We start from the raw sequence: 18675 nt of genomic DNA, 5'->3' as shown, positions 1-18675 counted from the left end.
AACCAATGAGCAAATTTATGCAACTCGGCCAAGCCGCCATTCAAAACAAGAATATTGCTGAAGCCATCGGTTGGTTTACCAAAGCCTTAAATGAAAACCCAAAAGATCCTCAAGTGCTGGCCTGCTTGGGACAATCGCTTTGCTGGCAAGGGCAGCGCGACCAAGGCATCATTCATTTGCGTCAGGCAGGACAATTATTATTGAAAAAAGCCCGCAAAAGCCGGGATACTCAGTTATCTCTTGATATGGCTGATCAACTGCAATATTGGCATGATTATCCAGGTGCACTGGATGTCTGCAAACAAGCGGTACTGATTAATCCCGGTTTCGTCCGGGGCTTTCAATTACTGGCTTTGACTCATTCCCGGCTAAATCAAAAAAAGTCTGCTCTGGCCGCAGGTCGAAAAGCCCTGCAACTGGTTCCAGATAGCGCTATGCTGGCGATTCTGCTGGCAACGCTGGAAGCTGCAGATGGACGGACGGCAGACGCTAAAAACCGACTGGAAAAAGTACTCCAAAATCCTTTACTAACCTCTGAAGAACAATTCAGGGCACATAAAGAACTGGCTCGCTTCCTCGATAAACTGGGCGAGTATGACCAGGTTTTTGCTCATTTGCATCTATCAGCTAACGTTTCCAAACGCCTGCCTGAAGTATTACGCCAGGATGCGAAGTTGGTACCACAAATGCTGAAAACCAATAAAGCCGAATTTAACCGTGAATTACTGGGGCGCTGGTCAAACACCCTGTTTCCAGCCGATCAACCTGCGCCAGTTTTCTTGCTGGGTTTTATGCGTACCGGCACCACGTTAACCCAGGAAGTATTGGGCGCTAACCCTGATATTTTTGTCGCGGACGAAACTGATTTAATAGTTACTGTGGTTCAAGAATTAAACCGGCTTTCCCATAATCAGGGCAACGTACCAGATCAACTGAGGAAACTTGATTTGGCAGGCGTGTTGCACTTGCGGAAATTTTACTGGAACAGGGCGCATGCCTTATACGGCGACAAGATTGGTAGCCGCTTGTTACTTGATAAAACTACCATGAACACTATTGATTTAGGATTGATTAACTGTCTTTTTCCTGATGCCAAACTGGTTTTTCTGCTGCGTGATCCTCGTGATGTCTGCCTGAGTTGCTTTATGCAGACCATGATACCCACACCGTCAACCGTACATTTACTAAGCTGGCAAGATACTGCACAGTTTTATGCGCAGGTTATGGATTGGTGGATGACTATAAAACCGCAATTGACGATGGATTTTATCGAATTTCGTTATGAAGATGCCGTATTCCAATTTGAACCGGCGTTTCGTAAGGTTTTTGACTTTTTGGATGTAAATTGGGACCCAGCCGTTGTAGATTTTCATAAACAAGCAGCCGGTAAATACATTTCCAGCCCCAGCTTTAATCAGGTTGCACAACCGCTTTATTCGTCGTCGGTTGGTCGTTGGCGGCATTATGAAACCGAATATGCAAAAATCTCGGCTTGGTTACAACCGATTATCAGCTTTTATGGCTACGACGATTAATGTTCACTTGCTACTGCTTGTAAAAAAGCAAGATACCGACCCGTGCTTACAATCTAAAGCTAAACCGTTTCAAAATTTCAATAACTTTTAAAACCTGAGTGACGGGGCAACAAACCGCGTCACGTTTGACTCTAAAACAATGAACTACCAGACATAAAAAACCGCCAAAGTAAACTTCAGCGGAAGATAAAAGGCTACTTGTCAAAGAGAAAAGCTACCTGCACCATCGGTTTGTAGTCGCATAAAAATTACCTAATACAATCGTTAATATAATACCCGTTAAATAGACTCGATATAACTTAGTAAAATCGAGGCTAATTCAAACTTGATGCCTCGATTCGGCTTTACTCCATCGAAGCTATTTGCCGCCCTTCCCTGTTACCCTGACTTTTACCCGCCACTAAAAATAACTCGTTTTATTAAAAAGCGGGATATCACCTACTTTTCATTTTTTTTATGTCAAATAACATAGTTTAATTAATTGTGCCTCCTGCTTCGCACCGGCTTTTACTACAACCGCAATAACGCTATCAAGTAACCTGTTGTAAGTAAATGATTTTTTTATTTTTTTAAGAAATGGCATAAAATATGCTAACTAAAAATAATAGAATAAACCGGCAACACTATCGCAGCGGTTTTGTTCTCAAAAAGAAAGTGCTGCATAAATATTATGCAAAGCTTTATTACTTTGCCACCCCCGTTGTGAAGCGGGCTCGGAAAGCCACGGATCTTGGGTTTTACTTAAGATAGCCGGGCTGCCTCTTTCGTCAATTAGCGAAAGAGGGCCCCAGTATTTTGTTAATGACAATAAATCCTTGGCAAGATGCTGGACAGGTTAACTTTTAAAATAAGCGACAACGATCACCATGATAAAAACCAAATTAGCTAAAGCCATCACAGTGGCCATTGCCGGCACAGCACTTTCCATGAGCGCGTCTACCACATTCGCGTCAACCACAATGTACAACACCTTTACAACAACAGTTTCTACAGCTACTGATGGCTGGACACGCACATTTGACAACGGTACCACCTCACCCGGCACTGCAACCGGCCCTGAAAGTCAGGGCAACAAAGGGACTATCGTACCTTGGTTGGGAACGTCTGCTGGTGCTTTGCCTCTTGGCTACACCGGTTCTTCTCATTTAAACTGGGCCGTTCAATTAACGGGTTCTGGAGATGCTGCAACCATTTCTGCGGCTGATTCCTTGGCAAAATATGGCACAGCAGCGGAAATCGACACCGGTGGCGGTGCGTGGCGCGATAACTCAGCACCAACAACAGGCTGGAAGCATCAAACTGATATTGGTTTAGTAACATCTAATGTGGCTCAAAACATTACCTTAAATTTAACAACACTGGGTAACTTACTCCCCAGTACATTCAGCAAATTTGGTGTCACCGTTTTTGATGGCATGGACACTAGCACTGCTAACTATAGCCATCACGGATCTTGGAATAATCCTGTTATTGCAAAACCTTATACAGCCAATAATCCATTTGCAACCACAGGGCTGACTAATATCGGCTATAGCGATAATGTTGATGGGGTTAACGGCTTTACCTTTGCCGCTGAAGCCGGTCATATTTATTCCATTTACTTGGGCGGCGTTGATTTCTCAAAATGGAATACCGGCGTTGATGGTTATGCGTTAAATATTAAAACCACCTCGCCCGTTCCTTTGCCGGGTGCCGTTTGGTTATTTGGCAGCGCGTTGGCCGGGTTTGTCGGTCTGCGTCGACGCAAATTAGCGGTATAAAATCTTAAAACTGCTGATATAAACAAAAACCCGGCACATCAAATTGATGTATCGGGTTTTTGTGTTTGTAGATGATGCCTTCCCGGCCGCCTAGTACAACCCTTTCTGTCGTTTCGACATACCGCTATTTACCGACAGAAACAGGTGATGTAAGCGCTTGTCTTTTAAAACTAATAACGTCCACCGTCATGAAAAAATTGCTTTTATCAACCCTGATATTTTTGGCTACTGCCCCTCTGGCAAACGCAGCACAAGAAGGTCAACCTACCCCTCAATGTCCCGCCGCACTTACTGGCAATGCTGAAAAACTTGACCTTAATGCCTATAAAGGCAAAGTGATTTTGATTGATTTTTGGGCGACCTGGTGTCCACCCTGTAAAAAATCAATGCCGTTTTTTAACAGTTTGCGTAACGAACACGTCAAAAACGGCTTTGAGATTATTGCCATCAATGTCGATGAAAATAGCGAAGAAGCCAAACAGTTTCTTGTTAGCAATGCCGTTGATTACGTCACGGCTTTTGATCCAAAAGGCGACTGCCCTGCCAAGTTTGATGTTCAAGCCATGCCGTCGACTTATCTGGTCGATAAAACCGGCAAAATCAGAAAAATACATCTCGGCTTTCGGGATGAGGACAAAGACATGATTAGTGCACAAGTTTCGGCGCTACTGGCTGAATAACTTTAAGGATTTACATCATGCACGCTTTAACACAATGGCTTGGTGAGCAACGTCTTACCTTGGATAAGACTATGCGACCGACACTCAATGTGTTCGTTACATTCGGTAACTTATCGAACTACACGAGAAATCAATGGACTCACCGACTGGTCATCGCCCTACTCTGTAGCAGCGTGCTTGTTTGCCAAGGTTGTAGCACGGTTGCGCCCTGGCAACGGGGTAATCTGGCCAAACCGGAAATGGGTATCAATCCCCACCCCAATTTAAACAGCTTTCGTGATCATATTTTTACCAGCAAAGAAGCCTCACAAGGTGGACATAGCGGTGCAGGAGGCGGTTGTGGCTGCAATTAAATCAGACAAAAAAACTGCACTGGCGGCATTCACGACAGCGGCACTCAGTCTGCCCGGATTGACTGTCTCGGCCGCCATCCCTTCGGCACAAATACTATCCAATGTCAGTTACGGCCATTACCAGGAAAGTGATAACCGTATGCAGGTTGATATTTACCATGCCGATGCGATTATTCCGTTGACCGACCGGCTTGAATTGGCTTTTAGTCTTGATCGCGATACTTACAGTGGTGCCACGCCATCGTTTAGCATGCCGGCAAGCATGACCAATGTGGCCAAATACAAACAAAAAGCGGATGGCACAGTCTCAAATGAACTTAGTTATGTTGATGTCATATCAGCCGCATCAGGTGGTGTCACGGCAGCAGGATTAACCATACTTGGGGGTCTTAACGGTTTTCAGTCATTTTCTGATGGCAATACCGCAGCCCAGGCAGAAATTACCACCAATAGTAACACTCAGCTAACCGCGCTTGAAACCACAAAAACCAACGATCAAGCAGCGCTAGACACCTCTTATAATGCGGATAAAGCTCTTATTACAGACACTTACAAATCAGATTTAAATAACCTCAATGTTGCAATCCCTGCGTTGACCGACCAATACGAAACCGATAAAGCCGTTATCGAGACCAATCTGGCGGCAGTTCCCGGCAATATCGCCAACAATGTAACGATTGACTTTAATACCGGAATGTCATTATCGTCCTATGCCGGCTTTGCCAATACCTCACCTATCGCCGGTGGCGGTTGTCCCGGTTCAGGTAGCAGTGGCTGCTATAACCAAAATGGCATGGTGGTTGGCATTGTTGAGGATACGTCAAACCCGATAGCCCATTTACATCGTGCTGGTACTGTGGCTGATAGATCCCTGCAATATCATTCCGATTCCAGCGGTATTTATATTCGCTCCCAAGACAGCAAGGCCTTTAGTCTTGATTCTATGAATTTTAAAGCACCTATCTCTGGGGCAAACCCTGATAACGGCCCCAATGACTATTGGGAAATTTTAGGCTTTAATACCGCACTCAATCCAAATCTGGATACCGGTGACGGTACCAACTATGCCACTCGTGTTGCTTATCAGACGGTTGCCAATGGCTTTGACGGTACCTTGCAGCTTAATAGTAGCTTCAACAATATTAATGCAGCCTGGATACATTTTAAGGGTTATCCGCAAACACCAACGGATGGCAAAGAATTCAGCATGGCATTGGATAATATCAATGTTTCCCCTGTCTTGGCATTATCCAATCAAGTAAATGCTTATAATGCTGAAATAACAACCTTAACCGCCACTTACAATACACAATTGGCGGCATTAACCGATCCTGTACAATTAGCATTGTTAACCAATAACTACACGATGCAAATGTCAGTACTAACGGGCAACTATACTACTCAAACAGCAGCAATAAACCAAAGCTATACCGATCAATCGGCTCAGAATGCTGCATCGCTCAATGAACTGGCCAAGCAAGCCGCCATTTCTTTATACAGTGATATTCTCAATAGTCAGGTGCCCACCGGCACCCAAGCCGTACAGGTTTTTCAGGTGCAACCCCAAGAAACCCGCTCAATGCCTCAAGTCAACGTCAAATATTATCTTGATGCAACTACACTGGCAATATCCGGCGGTCTTTCTGACGAACCGGATTATTTATCCAATTTTGGCTCCACCAACATCAGTCATGAATTTAATGACAAACTCACTACAGTATCCGCCGGTTACGGCATGACCAGCAATACCATTGCCCGCAACGGCAGTGGCCATAGCTCCCATCATGGCAGTGACCCGGCACATTATCCGACTAGTTACCAAGCATTAAATGAGGCAAGTACTTTTAACAGCTTTACTACCAGTATCGCCCAGGTACTTTCCAAAAACACCTTGTTTCAGTCCACCGCCAGCTATACCAATCAAAGCGGTTATTTGAGCAATCCCTATAAATCCGTTTATGTGCGTGGTGAAATCACCCCGACAGAATACTATAATCTCTGGAATCCTACCGATGCTGGCGTCGACTGGAATGCAGTAACCAATCTGGAGGTCGTTGGTTTGGAATTATTCCGCGAAAATCGCCCCAGACAACGCAATATCGGCTCTTTATCCAACCGTATTAATCACTATATACCCGAGCTTGATGCCTCCGCACATTTTGACTATCGCTTTTATACCGACGACTGGGGTATTAATTCTCATACCTTTGAAGCAAAATGGTTTCAAACCCTGCCCGGCGGCTTTACCATTATCCCCAGTATTCGCTATTATTCGCAGTCGCAAGCCGACTTTTTTGCGCCGTACTTTTTGGCACCCCGTGCTGACGGCAACTACTCCAGCGACTTTCGTTTATCTGCCTTTGGTGACTTAAGTGGCGGTGCCACCCTAAAAAAACAGTTTGCTCGCGGCATCAGTCTGGAGATTGGCGCTGAATATGTTACCCATTCAGGCTCTTTAAAACTCGGTGGCGGCGGAGTTGGTAATTATGCCAATTTTGATTATTACCTGGCCCACGCCAATTTAAGCGTGGATTTATCGGCCAAGGCACTGACCGGTGGCGATCACAGTAGCCACACCATGCATCATCACGGCGTGCCGGTACCAGCCGGGGTTATGTATGGACACATGATGAGCCAAGCTGACGAGATTATGGTCGGTTATCGTTATCAATACAGTAATCAGGGTGGCGCCATGCTGCATGGCAGCGATTCGGTCAACGATCAGGCGTTGGTTAGTAATGCTTGTACAGACTATAACCAGGGTTGCTTGTATAAACCCACTTCCATGAACATGCAAATGCATATGCTGGATTTAATGTACGCACCGACGGACTGGTTAAATATCATGCTGATGCCGCAATTGATGAGTATGGATATGACCATGAGCAATCCTATCCGTCCCTATATCAATCAGACCGAGGAAAATGACTTTGGCGGCCATGGTGGAGCCAAGCATTTTAGTAACGATATCGGTGACACTGTAGTTACCGCGTTGGTTAAAGTCTTGGACAAAAACGGTCATCATGTTCACTTAGGATTAGGTATGAGTACACCAACCGGTAGTATCGGCGCACGACTGGATAGCAGCAACTTACAGGATTACGGCATGCAAACCGGTAGCGGCACCTGGGATTTTAAGCCCAGCCTGACCTATACAGGACAAGTCAATGACTTTAGTTGGGGCGTACAAGTGAGCGGTGTTAAGCGTCTGGAAAAAAATAAATATGACTATGCTTATGGGGATATTTTTCAGGCAACCCCTTGGGGCAGCTATCAGGCGTTTAATTGGTTATCGGCTTCGGTGCGCGGTGTCTATACTGCACAGGGTGATATAAAGGGAGCAACCAATCAGGCGCATCAAGTTACCTCAACCGTGGACTCTGCCAGTAATTACGGTGGCCGATTTCTGGATGTCGGTGTGGGTCTTAATGCCTCGGTTACCGGTGGCAAATTCGTGGGCCATAATGTCAGTTTTGAATGGCTACAACCGGTCAGTACCGATTACAACGGTTATCAGCTTAATCGCAATGGTGCCTTGGCAGTAAGCTGGAATTATGCGTTTTAGAGTGTAGCGCCAAGTCCTCGAAAAACAAGAAAAGCACGAAAAAAAACCGCCATGTTGTTCATGCCCGGGATTTAATAATGCTTGGTAGGTTTCAAGCATGTTTTTTCGAGCGTTATTAAATCCATGATGAGTACTCATTAATCATTGCTGAGATTATCATGACGTTGTGCAGTACACATCAGTGATTGTTCACCGGTAACCTGTCATTGTGTCCGGTCAATTAACTATCAACCCAACATTTTTATTAAATTTTTTCGTGCTTTTCGTGGACCAAAGATTTTTTCTTTTCGTGGATATGACAATCTTCGATCAGCATTTCGGTGCCTTTACCAACTGGAATACCGCTACATCAGGGACAAAAAAGGTGGCAGCGGTTGCCCGCTTCCACCTTAATTCAACTTTACTTAACTAACCAGCATTATTAAGCAACCAAACGGTCTTTCTTTTTACCGAAAGCCAACAAACCCATTATGCCGCTAAGAAACATCCACAGCGCAGCAGGTACAGGTACCGCAGCAACAGGAGGAACAACAGCAGCGTTAACAATGACATTATCCAACGACATGGCAAACTGCATACCGTCTACAGGTGTTTGCTGATAGCCGGCATAATGAATCCAGAAAGCGCCAATATTTTCAAAAGCGCTACTGAGTGTCACCAGACCGTTAAAACCGTTAGTCAATGTTTGACGGGCAATCCAGGCACCACTATTGGCATCAGTATCCAGGGTTGGATTTAATGCCGAGGCATAACCCAAAATTTCCCAATAATCATTGGCACCGGCCACGCTGGTTACTGACTCACCTGAACTTTGGCTTATGTAAGTGCCAGTAGCATACGGATTTTCATCACTAGCCACCGCATCAAAATTAAGTGATGTCAGGCTAAAGGCGCTACTGTCCAAAGCCCTGATATAAAGTCCACTAGAGTCGGAATGATACATCACGTTTCTGTCATTAACCGTTCCACCACGGTGAACATGGGCGATGTTGTTGGAAGTATCCTGGACAATACCCACCACCAAGCCATCTTCGTAATAAGCGCCAGCGGCATTTGTGCCAGCAGTAAGACCACCGGATTGAGGAGCAACATTAGCAAAACCTGCATAGGCGGACTGGGTCATGCCCAGGTTGCCCGCTGTACTTGCAACTTGTGGAGTAGCCGCTTCACCTTTATTAAAGTTAAGGATAGTCTCGGTAGTAATAGCCGCATTGGCCGTACCGCTGACAGCAACAGCGGCAAACAACATGCCGCCAATTATTTTTTTATTCATATAAATTCCTTACATTTTTCTTATCGCCGGATACTCTTACATTACAGAAAGAATAAGCCCGGCACATCGATCAAAAATTCCAAAATAAAGCCACTAATGGCTTAACTTCTGGAACATGAGTGGGAAACTGTCTTACAGCCCCCTTCAATCAAATTAAGCAAAATATAAGCCACCTTGTGTATATAAATAAAAAAAACATTTACAATAGCTACAAGCCTTTATTTTTATTCCATAATAATTAGATTTTGCATCAACAGGCAATAAAAAATCGGCATTGACTTGATAAAACCAGGCAATAACTTAATTAAACTAGGTTCTGTTGACGTTTCACCAATCCGGTAGAATAAGTCGTTTTGAATGAAATGAAGCGGATAACATTAAGTGATGAAGAGTGGACTCGTATTTTGGCAAGCTTAAAAAAATTGCCTGGAGTTCATATCGGTTTACCCGATATTTGCAGGCAGTTTGTTAATGCCATTTTGTGGATATTACGTACGGGAGCACAGTGGCGTGTATTACCGTCAACGTATGGTAAATGGAATAGCATCTTCAAGCGTTTTTCACGTTGGTGTATCAATGGCATATGGGGTGAAATTCTCTGTCATCTTGCTGAAGACGCTGATTTACAAGATGTTTCCATGGATGGTTCAGTTATTAGAGCACATGCCTGCGCAGCTGGAGCGGCATATAGTTCTGCTGAGAATGAAGCACTTGGGCGCTCCAAAGGTGGATTTGGTTGTAAGATTCACGCGCTTTGTGATGGCTTGGGCATGCCCATCAAATTTATCCTGACAGGCGGGCAGGAGGCTGAATGCAAGCAAGCCATATCTTTATTGGAAAATGTTAATGCTTCAGCCGTTTTAGCAGACAAAGCCTACGACACGAACGAGTTGCGGGAGTGGTTAGCCAGTCGTGAAATAAAAGCGGTTATCCCACCTAAATCGAACCGAAAAGAAGATATTGAGTGCGATTATTGGCATTATAAGGAGCGGCATGCCATTGAATGTATGTTCGGTAAGCTCAAGCACTATCGCAGAATTGCTACACGATATGAGAAAAAAGCTATTAATTACATGGGGATGCTATCATTTTCCTCGGTGCTTTTATGGCTGAGGTGAAACGTCAACAGAACCTAGGTTATATAACCTGATTTAATAAAAAAGCAGGTTATATACCTTATTTTTAAATTTATGGTCAGGCTAATTCAGTTGCCCGCCAACTTTTCCTTGGCTATCCATCCAGATATGCGGTACGCCCAAATCATTAAGCCATTGTTTACCGCATTTTTCCATGAGCATGGCAATCGTACAAGCACTCCCGGCAATCACACACTGCCTGGCTAATACGGTTACGCCAATCAAGCCATTAACCGGCCAGCCGGTTTTAGGATTTATTACATGCCCATAGCGCTGGCCATTAACAACCATACAGCGCTCATAATCGCCACTACTGGCTACCGCGCCCTCATAAACATTGACGTTTGCCAACAAAGCACCGAGCTTGCGCGGATGCCTTAGACCGACAGACCAAGGCCTGCCGTCGGGATGTGGGCCAATGATTTTAATATCGCCGCCCAAATCGACCAAGCCATGTTCAATGCCCTGCTCACGGCAAATAACTGCCGCCCTGTCAACAGCGTATTCTTTGCCAATACCACCAAAATCCAGTTGCATCCCGGCATTTTTAAAAGCAATATGCGTCGAACTTAACTGTACTTTGTTCCAGCCTACGCCGCGTAGCAGTTGTTTAATGACAGCTTTTTTGGGTAAAGTTTGTGCTTTAAAATCCCAAGCGCCTCGCAATACACCGGAAGTAATATCAAACAAACCGTTACTTTGCTGATAACAAGTATCCGCATAATGAAGTAATGCCGCCGTTTCTTCATCTATCGGCACTACCCCGCCTTTGGACGCGACATGGTTTATGGCAGACAACACACTATCCTCGCGATATCTTGAATACCGCGCTTCTATAAGCCATACATCCGCCATCGCTTTATCTGCGACACACTGCGCGGACTGCTTATCGCCAGCATAAAGTTGAATTTCACAAGGCGAACCCATCGCACGAAAGGGAAAACGGTAGAGCTTTAAAAGCATGGGAGTCATTTAAAAAATGCAAAAATATCAGTGTACACAATATTCACAGCGAATTGCTGGTAAATATTAGCCACGCAAGGCAAAAGCTGTTGTCCACGAAAAACACGAAAGACACGAAAAAACTGTTTAACACCTGAAATCAGGTAGTAGTCCATCGTGACAATATCAGTCAGGATTTCCAAACCCGGTCACACGTCGAATACGGCTTTTCAAATTAACCCAGCAATTTTTTTCGTGCTTTTCGTAGACCAAGCTCTTTAAAACTAAATCGTGTTATTTAACCTGATTAATTGTGTCAAATAACATAGTTTTTTAATATTCAGCTTTAAATTATCAGATTATCCTACAAATCCTTAGCGATACCGTTCTGTCATACCAAACAGGCAATGGCTTTGCTCTTTAATTGTCCTCAGATGAAAATAGTCAATTTTTTACTGATAAAGCCATATAAAACATAGAGTAAGTGACTTACATTCAGGCTTGTTAACTACCTGAATCCACAACTTTAAAAACGCCGACAAGTACATTTACCCTGAATAAAACAAGGGATATTTTAAGATGGCTCAATTATTGCTTTTAGTTTAGGTAAGAGTAAGCAAACTTGTTTACTTTGTTATGCCCTTGTTGAAATTAATGTTTCAACAGAAAAAAATTAGCAATTTAATAGCCACTCCTGTCGTGAGGCAGGTTCGGAAAGCCAAGGATCTTGTGATTAAAGACTGCCTGGTTGCTTCTTGTAATAAGACTGATGGACTAATCTCCAGCCTTATTACTTTGAACAGTGTTATTTATTTAACTTAACCATTCAGGATTAACATAATGAAACCAACCAAAATCGCTAAAGCCGTTGCCATGGCAATCACCGGTACCGTAATGTCTGTAGGCGCTATCAGCAATGCCTCGGCATCGTCGACAACCATGTACAATTTGTCGACTTATGAAGGCAATGATTTCAGTAGCAATACCACAGCTTGTGCGCCCTGCAATGGTGGCGCAGGAACCGATGGCTGGGTCTGGGGATTTAACGGCGCACCATTAGGTTCAACGAACTCGGTTGCGGCTTGGGCAGGCACCGGTGGCACCAACACCACACCGTTTGGCTACAACGGTGGCGGTGTTCTGCATTGGGGAGTACACATGACTGCAAACGGTACGGCAGAAATTTCCAGCCAGGATTCCCTGACCCGTTATGGTGTTGGCGCTGACATCGATACCGCCAAAGGCGCATGGAGCGACCAGGGATTGAGCGGTGCACAAGGCTGGCGACATGATGTGGACTTTGGCCTGTTTAAATCGGATGTCGGTGGCACGGTTACCGTCAATGCCCAAGGCATTAACCAAAGTGGCACCAATTTTGGATTCACCATCTTTAAAGGTATGGACACCAGCACTGTCGATTATAACCATCATGGTTCATGGAACCTGGGCAACAACACTCAACTAAGCGCACCTACATCATCTTCCCTACCAAAGGGTAATACGTCTTTCTCTGTTGCCGATATGGTTGCCTACAGCATTGGCGGCACTACGCCAAGCAACCTGAATACCATCAGTTTTAATGCCGAAGCAGGTCAAATTTATACCATCGCCCTTGGCGGCTATAGAAATGGCTCATGGGGTGCAACTCAAGACGGTTATAAATTAAGCATCAGTGCCGTACCGGTACCCGGCGCGGTTTGGTTGTTTGGTAGTGCCATGGCCGGCTTGATTGGTTTACGTGGTCGTAAAAAAAGCACGACCTAAAACCTGACTTAACAACACCAAGCCGGATGACTTATCCGGCTTGGCAAAAAATAACTATACCCGGCGTTATCGGCTGTAGTTACTGATCTTACCGATTTAACGAGATAAATAATGAAATTTCTCCCTCAAATTATGCTGGTCTTCGGGTTGCTAATAACGCAAGCTGTTTATGCGCATGGTCCGATACCTTACCCCTTGCAAAATGTACCGTTGCCTCCTGTTCCCGGCCTTTTGGATGGTACCAGTCCTATCGTGGTTGATAAAAACATGGCTATTGCTTTAGGCAAGGCTTTGTTTTGGGACATGAATGTGGGCAGTGACGGTCAGGCCTGTGGCTCATGCCATTATCATGCAGGCGCTGATGCGAGAGATAAAAATCAGATTAATCCCGGTGAGAAAAGCAGCAATGCCAGCGGACAAACATTTGACATGCTGCCTTCAGGTACTGGCGGCGGCCCTAACTATACGGTAAAACTTTCCGATTTTCCGCTCTACCGATATCCCAATCCGCTGGATAAAAGTAACAGCGTTCCAACTTATATTACCGATGACGTGGTGTCCTCGGCGGGTACTTTCAGTGGCGCCTTTAAGGGAGCCAATCCGTTTAACGGCGCAAATGATAGTTGCGACCGGAGCGCCGATCCTGTTTTTCATATTGGCAACACAGGTACTCGACGCGTAGAACCCAGAAACACACCGACGGTTATAAATGACATATTTAATTACCGTAACTTTTGGGATGGCCGCGCCAATAACATTTTTAACGGCAGTAGTACTTGGGGTGATCGCGACCCCAGCGCTGGTATTTGGGTAACCAGCGGCGCTCGCTCAGTTGTTAAACAGCGTTTACATCTGGAAAACTCATCGCTTGCTTCACTGGCCATGGGACCACCACTCAATGCCAGCGAAATGAGTTGCCGTGGTCGTAATCTGGCGGCAATAGGCAGAAAGTTACTCCTGCGCAAACCCTTACAAAACCAGAAAGTGCATGATGAAGACAGCGTTTTTGCCCCCTTAAACTTAACCTTAAGTACCGCAAACGACTTAAAAGCAGGCTTAAATACTACTTATAAAGCCATGATTACCAAGGCGTTTAATAAAAAATATTGGTCATATAATGCGCTTGGCCCTTTTGGTGCACCAGCCCCCGGGCAAATGCCGTATAACCAAACGGAAGCCAACTTCTCGCTATTTTTTGGTATTGCTTTGCAAATGTATCAAGCAACCCTGATATCTGATCAAGCGCCTATTGATTTAACACAACGTGTTCCTGCCACCTATGTGCCAACTTGGCTGGGTTTGGGTTATAGTCCTGAAAAGATTGTTTCGCTAAAAAACGGGCATGACTTGTTTATCAGCAACCATTGTAATCTATGCCATGGCGGCCCAACCATCACCATTGCATCAGTTGCTACCAATGCCCTGTTGGTAACCCCTACCACCGGAAAAACCTTTGGTCCGGCGTCCTCTCCCAGAGCATATGGCCCTCAAGCATTAGGTCCACAATTTGGCGCTCAGGCAGTAGGAATAAGCCGGTTTACCAATGTCATTGTTCGTGATGAAACGGAAGGTGGCCCCAAGTTAATGGACTTTGGCTTTGCCAATACCGGCGTTGCCGATCCTGATTCTGACCCTGGTGTTGGTGGGGTTGATGATTTTGGCCAGCCTCTATCTTTTAGCGCGCAATATCTGGATTACCTACAAGGCAATCCTGCCAAAAAGATCCTTGATCCGGGTGTCACCTCGGTACGAACCTGTAACTTTATCCCTGAAGTGCCTTTTGCAACCAATGTACCGGATGCCGATGACTGGCGTTTTACTAATGTAGATGGCTTGATCGCCAACAGTAGCAGCCAATTTTGCTTTGATCCTGATTCAACGTATATGCCAACCGTAGCAGCTGCTATAGCTAACGTAAACACGCAGAAAATGGCGATAGCAAGCAAGGCCGCCTTTAAAATACCCAGCTTGCGTAATGTCGAATTGACCGGGCCTTATATGCACAATGGCAGTATGGCTACTCTGGAAGAAGTTATAGAGTTTTACTCACGACATGGGAATGTTGACAACATCGACAAACACGCCATCGTCAATGGCCTCACTCTAGGCACTCCGGGTGATTTAGATGTTCCTGAAGCCCAACGCGCAAAAAATCGTGCAGACGTTATCGCTTTTTTAAAAACCTTTACCGATGACCGTGTGCGTTATGAAAAAGCACCGTTTGATCACCCAGAGATTATTGTGCCTTACGGCCATGAAGGTAATGCTGTCGCTGTCAATGCCGGCAATCCTTTAAGCCCTGTTCTGGCCAAGGATGAAGTACTGGTGATTCCTGCCGTAGGTGCCAATGGTAAAGCCGACCCGTTGCTGCCTTTTGATCAACTGATAGCACATTAAGTTATCCAACCTTTTAACAGGAAACCTGATCCATTCGGGTTTCCTGTGCCTGGTAAGTAACAAAGCACCAAGCCACGTTACCAACCGTTAATCATGGATTTAAAATGAATTTTATAATGACAAAAAAATACTTACTACCTACTTTGGCACTGGCTTCTTTAGCCACATTAACCATCCAAAATGCACAAGCGGCAGCAAACTTTAGCAGTTATGCAACAGTGACTTATACCATTGACAGCTTAAGTAACTTAACCAATGCCGGCGATTTTTCGGGACTTGATATTGGCGGTTCTTTTGTATTGGCACCCAGCGGCGATTTTCAATACATTACCGGGACTGGTTCAGTGACTGCATCAGCTTTTGATGCAGAATATACCGCCATAACCGCTGCCGTCGGCAGTAGTTACACCCGGACATTCCAATTGGACGGGTCAGCCAGCAATAACGGTTATGTTTTTACCCATTATTTGGCTTATTTTGATACTGCTTTTTCTAACTTGTCAGCCACCGATAGTTATAATGTTGGCCTTACCCTGTCTTATGCGCTTTCTGCCAGCGCTACTGGCGACGAGTCATTAACCGATGTGACTGTCAATTATTCGGCGGAACATTACAACGCTGCTTTCGACATGACCGCTGATCCGACTTTTTTTGGTGCTGATTACGCCGGAACAAACCAGTCGTTAAGTACGGCCTTTTTGCTAAACTCACAAGCATTCAACTTTACCCTTGCCCCCGGTGAGTTTGAAGCGCTATATGCAAGCGCTGGTGTAGCTGGAACACTGCAAGCTTCACCGGTACCGCTGCCTTCTGCTGTTTGGTTATTTGCCTCGGCTTTGTTGGCAATACCCGGTTTAAAAAAATCAACAAAAACGGTGTAATAAATATTAGCCTGAGTATTAATGGCTAAAACTCCAAGACACTGCCATTAAGTTAAGCCGGAACTGATACAGAGTCATTAAGTAAGTAAGTAAGTAAGTAAGTAAGTAAGTAAGTAAGTAGGGCGTGCCGTGCGCGCCTTAACTTTTAAGGCGCGCACGGCACGCCCTACAGAAAATAATGTCGCTTAATCAACTTCGGACTCTATACCATCCCTTATAACTGGTTACCAAGCTGAAACTTGGAAACCGGTTCAACATGCCACGAACCACAAAGCTCTGAAAGGGTATAATACATCAGCCCAGTCTAGCCCTATGAGACAGTGAATTGTGTAAATATTTATGCCTATCAAAAGATTGTAGCCATCTTATGAAAATAACTTAATGACTATCGATTACTTAATTATCGGCCAGGGCTTGGCGGGCAGCTTACTGGCATGGGAACTCATACAACGGGGTTGCAAGATTATTATCGTTGATAATGGCAAGGAAAACGCCTCACAAATCGCCGCAGGCTTAATCAACCCGGTGACCGGTATGCGTTTTGTAAAATCTGTGGATGTAGACAGCTTGTTACCCACGGCAAAACAGTGTTATTCAGAATTGGCCGATTTTTTTCAGCAGTCTTTTTATAGAGAAAAACCCATGCTGCGACTTTTTCGCAGTGCCAAAGAATTAAACCATTGCCTTAAGCGACTTCATAATCCTGATTATCACGACTATTTGGCTGCAATAACGCCACCTGACCAAACCATAAAAAACCTGATAACACCTTTCGGCTTGTTGGAGCAAAAACAAACCGGTTATCTATTAACCCGGCCATTATTAGCGTGTTTAAAAGATTTTTTTATTGCCAGACAATGTTACCGACTCGCAAATATTAATTACCAGGACATTCAACTGCAACCGACTTTACGCTGGCAGGATATTTCGCCCAAACAGATTATTTTCTGCGAAGGTCATCATGCCACCGGTAATCCCTGGTTTTCCTGGCTGCCTTTTCAATTAGTAAAAGGTGAAATTTTAACGCTGGAACATCAAAGCCAGTTACCTGATAAAATACTTAATTTCGGCGGTTGGTTAATTCCTTTAAACCCTAATAACATTCGTGTTGGTGCAACATTTGATAGAGAAAACTTGAACAATCTGCCTACCGAATGCGGAAAAAATGCTTTATTAACAGCGCTTAACACTATTTCGACTGATTTGACGCCAGTAAAATTACTTAATCATCAAGCCAATATTCGGCCCTGTACTCTGGACAAACAGCCTTTCATAGGCCATCACCCACAATATTCGCAACTCGCTATTTTTAACGGTTTTGGCGCTAAAGGCAGCTTGCAAATACCCGAATTTTGTCGGCATTTCGCTGACTACTTATTAACTAACACGCCCCTGCCCTCCAACATTCAACGCCATTATGCAACGCATTTCACTGGTTGACACCGCCCATAATTTTATCAAAGAAATTCTTCATTCTGGCGCTATTGCCATTGATGCAACCGTGGGTAACGGCCATGATACTTTATTTTTGGTCAAGCAAGTCGGTCCATCAGGCCAGGTTTTCGGCTTTGATATACAACAAACTGCCATAGCATCAACCCGGGCAAAATTCCTGCAAACACCGGGTATGCAATGCTTGACGTTAATACATGCGAGCCATGCAGACATGAGTGAAAAAATCCCCGTAAACTATCACGGCAATATCAGCGTGATCATGTTTAACCTGGGCTATTTACCGGGTGGTGATAAAAACATCATCACTTGCACGGATTCAACAATAACGGCTTTACACTGTTCTTGCGAGTTAATATCCAGCCAAGGTATTATTACGGTAATGGCTTATCCTGGCCATCCAGGTGGCGATCTGGAAACGGCTCAAGTTAAAAGCTGGTGTGAGCAACTGGATAAGGATCGTTTTAAAGTTGACATCATTTACAGCGCAGACAATAAAGACTCTGCACCCAGACTTTTTGTCATTCAAAAGAGGCACTAAAACCAACCGACCACAAAACAATCTGCTATCATTTGGCCGCTGTTTTACTCATTTACAACCATTCCCTTTAAGGACCAACATGTCAGAATTTAATAACGTATCCGTGATAAAAAAAGCCAACGTCTATTTCGGCGGTAACGTCAGCAGTCGCACGATTAATTTTGCCGACGGTTCATCAAAAACATTGGGTTTTATGTTGCCGGGCGAATATACGTTCAACACCGCTGATAAAGAATTGATGGAAATCATCGATGGTGACCTTGATGTTTTACTACCTAAAACCAACCAATGGCAAAAAATAACCGGCGGTGAATCATTTGCGGTGCCGGCCAATTCTGCATTTACGGTAAAAATCAACGCGCCTACAGATTACTGCTGCTCTTTTATCAAATAACA

The 18675-nt window shown here is 44.6% G+C and carries 14 protein-coding genes and 2 riboswitches; of the genes, 12 read left to right on the top strand and 2 right to left on the bottom strand.

Going from position 1 to position 18675, the window contains the following annotated elements; translation table 11 throughout:
• Positions 1 to 5 precede the first annotated feature (5 nt).
• The 5 genes from KKZ03_RS14420 (at position 6) to KKZ03_RS14400 (ending at position 7893) form a co-directional block, all read left to right on the top strand.
• A complete protein-coding gene (locus KKZ03_RS14420) occupies positions 6 to 1535 on the top strand; it encodes a sulfotransferase (RefSeq protein WP_243217512.1) in 1530 nt (509 codons plus the stop codon).
• Positions 1536 to 2215: 680 nt separating this feature from the next.
• A riboswitch (cyclic di-GMP riboswitch) is annotated at positions 2216 to 2298 on the top strand.
• Between the two features lie 103 nt (positions 2299 to 2401).
• Complete coding sequence (locus KKZ03_RS14415; protein WP_243217511.1) at positions 2402 to 3295, top strand: VPLPA-CTERM sorting domain-containing protein; 894 nt, start codon at positions 2402 to 2404, stop codon at positions 3293 to 3295.
• Positions 3296 to 3483: 188 nt separating this feature from the next.
• Positions 3484 to 3975: a TlpA disulfide reductase family protein gene (locus KKZ03_RS14410; RefSeq protein WP_243217510.1), complete on the top strand. Its 492-nt coding sequence runs from the start codon at positions 3484 to 3486 to the stop codon at positions 3973 to 3975.
• 17 nt (positions 3976 to 3992) lie between these two features.
• Complete coding sequence (locus tag KKZ03_RS14405; RefSeq protein ID WP_243217509.1) at positions 3993 to 4328, top strand: DUF4266 domain-containing protein; 336 nt, start codon at positions 3993 to 3995, stop codon at positions 4326 to 4328.
• Entirely contained in the window at positions 4315 to 7893 is a 3579-nt protein-coding gene (locus tag KKZ03_RS14400) for a DUF3570 domain-containing protein (RefSeq protein WP_243217508.1), read from the top strand. Before KKZ03_RS14405 ends, KKZ03_RS14400 begins: the two co-directional genes overlap by 14 nt.
• 421 nt (positions 7894 to 8314) lie before the next feature.
• Here the strand turns inward: KKZ03_RS14400 and KKZ03_RS14395 are convergent, their stop codons facing one another.
• Positions 8315 to 9166 (bottom strand): hypothetical protein, encoded by an 852-nt coding sequence (locus KKZ03_RS14395; RefSeq protein WP_243217507.1) that lies wholly within the window; start codon positions 9164 to 9166, stop codon positions 8315 to 8317.
• Between the two features lie 362 nt (positions 9167 to 9528).
• On the opposite strand from KKZ03_RS14395, the gene KKZ03_RS14390 reads away from it, so the two are divergent.
• Entirely contained in the window at positions 9529 to 10284 is a 756-nt protein-coding gene (locus KKZ03_RS14390) for an IS5 family transposase (protein ID WP_243217187.1), read from the top strand.
• Positions 10285 to 10365: 81 nt separating this feature from the next.
• Here KKZ03_RS14390 and KKZ03_RS14385 read toward each other — a convergent pair whose 3' ends face one another.
• Positions 10366 to 11274 (bottom strand): FAD:protein FMN transferase, encoded by a 909-nt coding sequence (locus KKZ03_RS14385; protein ID WP_371744740.1) that lies wholly within the window; start codon positions 11272 to 11274, stop codon positions 10366 to 10368.
• 647 nt (positions 11275 to 11921) lie between these two features.
• Positions 11922 to 12000, top strand: a riboswitch (cyclic di-GMP riboswitch).
• Between the two features lie 84 nt (positions 12001 to 12084).
• Between KKZ03_RS14385 and KKZ03_RS14380 the strand changes: the two genes are divergently transcribed.
• From KKZ03_RS14380 to KKZ03_RS14355, 6 genes are all read left to right on the top strand, one after another.
• Complete coding sequence (locus KKZ03_RS14380) at positions 12085 to 13008, top strand: VPLPA-CTERM sorting domain-containing protein (RefSeq protein ID WP_243217506.1); 924 nt, start codon at positions 12085 to 12087, stop codon at positions 13006 to 13008.
• Positions 13009 to 13119: 111 nt separating this feature from the next.
• Positions 13120 to 15405, top strand: a complete 2286-nt coding sequence (locus tag KKZ03_RS14375) for a cytochrome c peroxidase (RefSeq protein WP_243217505.1) — start codon at positions 13120 to 13122, stop codon at positions 15403 to 15405.
• Between the two features lie 116 nt (positions 15406 to 15521).
• Positions 15522 to 16286, top strand: coding sequence for a hypothetical protein (locus tag KKZ03_RS14370; RefSeq protein WP_243217504.1), 765 nt, complete (start codon positions 15522 to 15524; stop codon positions 16284 to 16286).
• A 381-nt stretch (positions 16287 to 16667) separates the two neighbouring features.
• On the top strand, positions 16668 to 17726 hold the full coding sequence (locus KKZ03_RS14365; protein WP_243217503.1) for an FAD-binding oxidoreductase: 1059 nt from the start codon (positions 16668 to 16670) through the stop codon (positions 17724 to 17726).
• Positions 17704 to 18279, top strand: coding sequence for a class I SAM-dependent methyltransferase (locus KKZ03_RS14360; protein WP_243217502.1), 576 nt, complete (start codon positions 17704 to 17706; stop codon positions 18277 to 18279). Before KKZ03_RS14365 ends, KKZ03_RS14360 begins: the two co-directional genes overlap by 23 nt.
• Before the next feature lie 79 nt (positions 18280 to 18358).
• Positions 18359 to 18673 (top strand): pyrimidine/purine nucleoside phosphorylase, encoded by a 315-nt coding sequence (locus tag KKZ03_RS14355; protein ID WP_243217501.1) that lies wholly within the window; start codon positions 18359 to 18361, stop codon positions 18671 to 18673.
• Positions 18674 to 18675 lie beyond the last annotated feature (2 nt).

This window comes from Methylobacter sp. S3L5C, from assembly GCF_022788635.1.
In the GTDB taxonomy this organism is placed as follows: domain Bacteria; phylum Pseudomonadota; class Gammaproteobacteria; order Methylococcales; family Methylomonadaceae; genus Methylobacter_C.
This window is presented reverse-complemented; position numbering and strand designations above follow the sequence as displayed.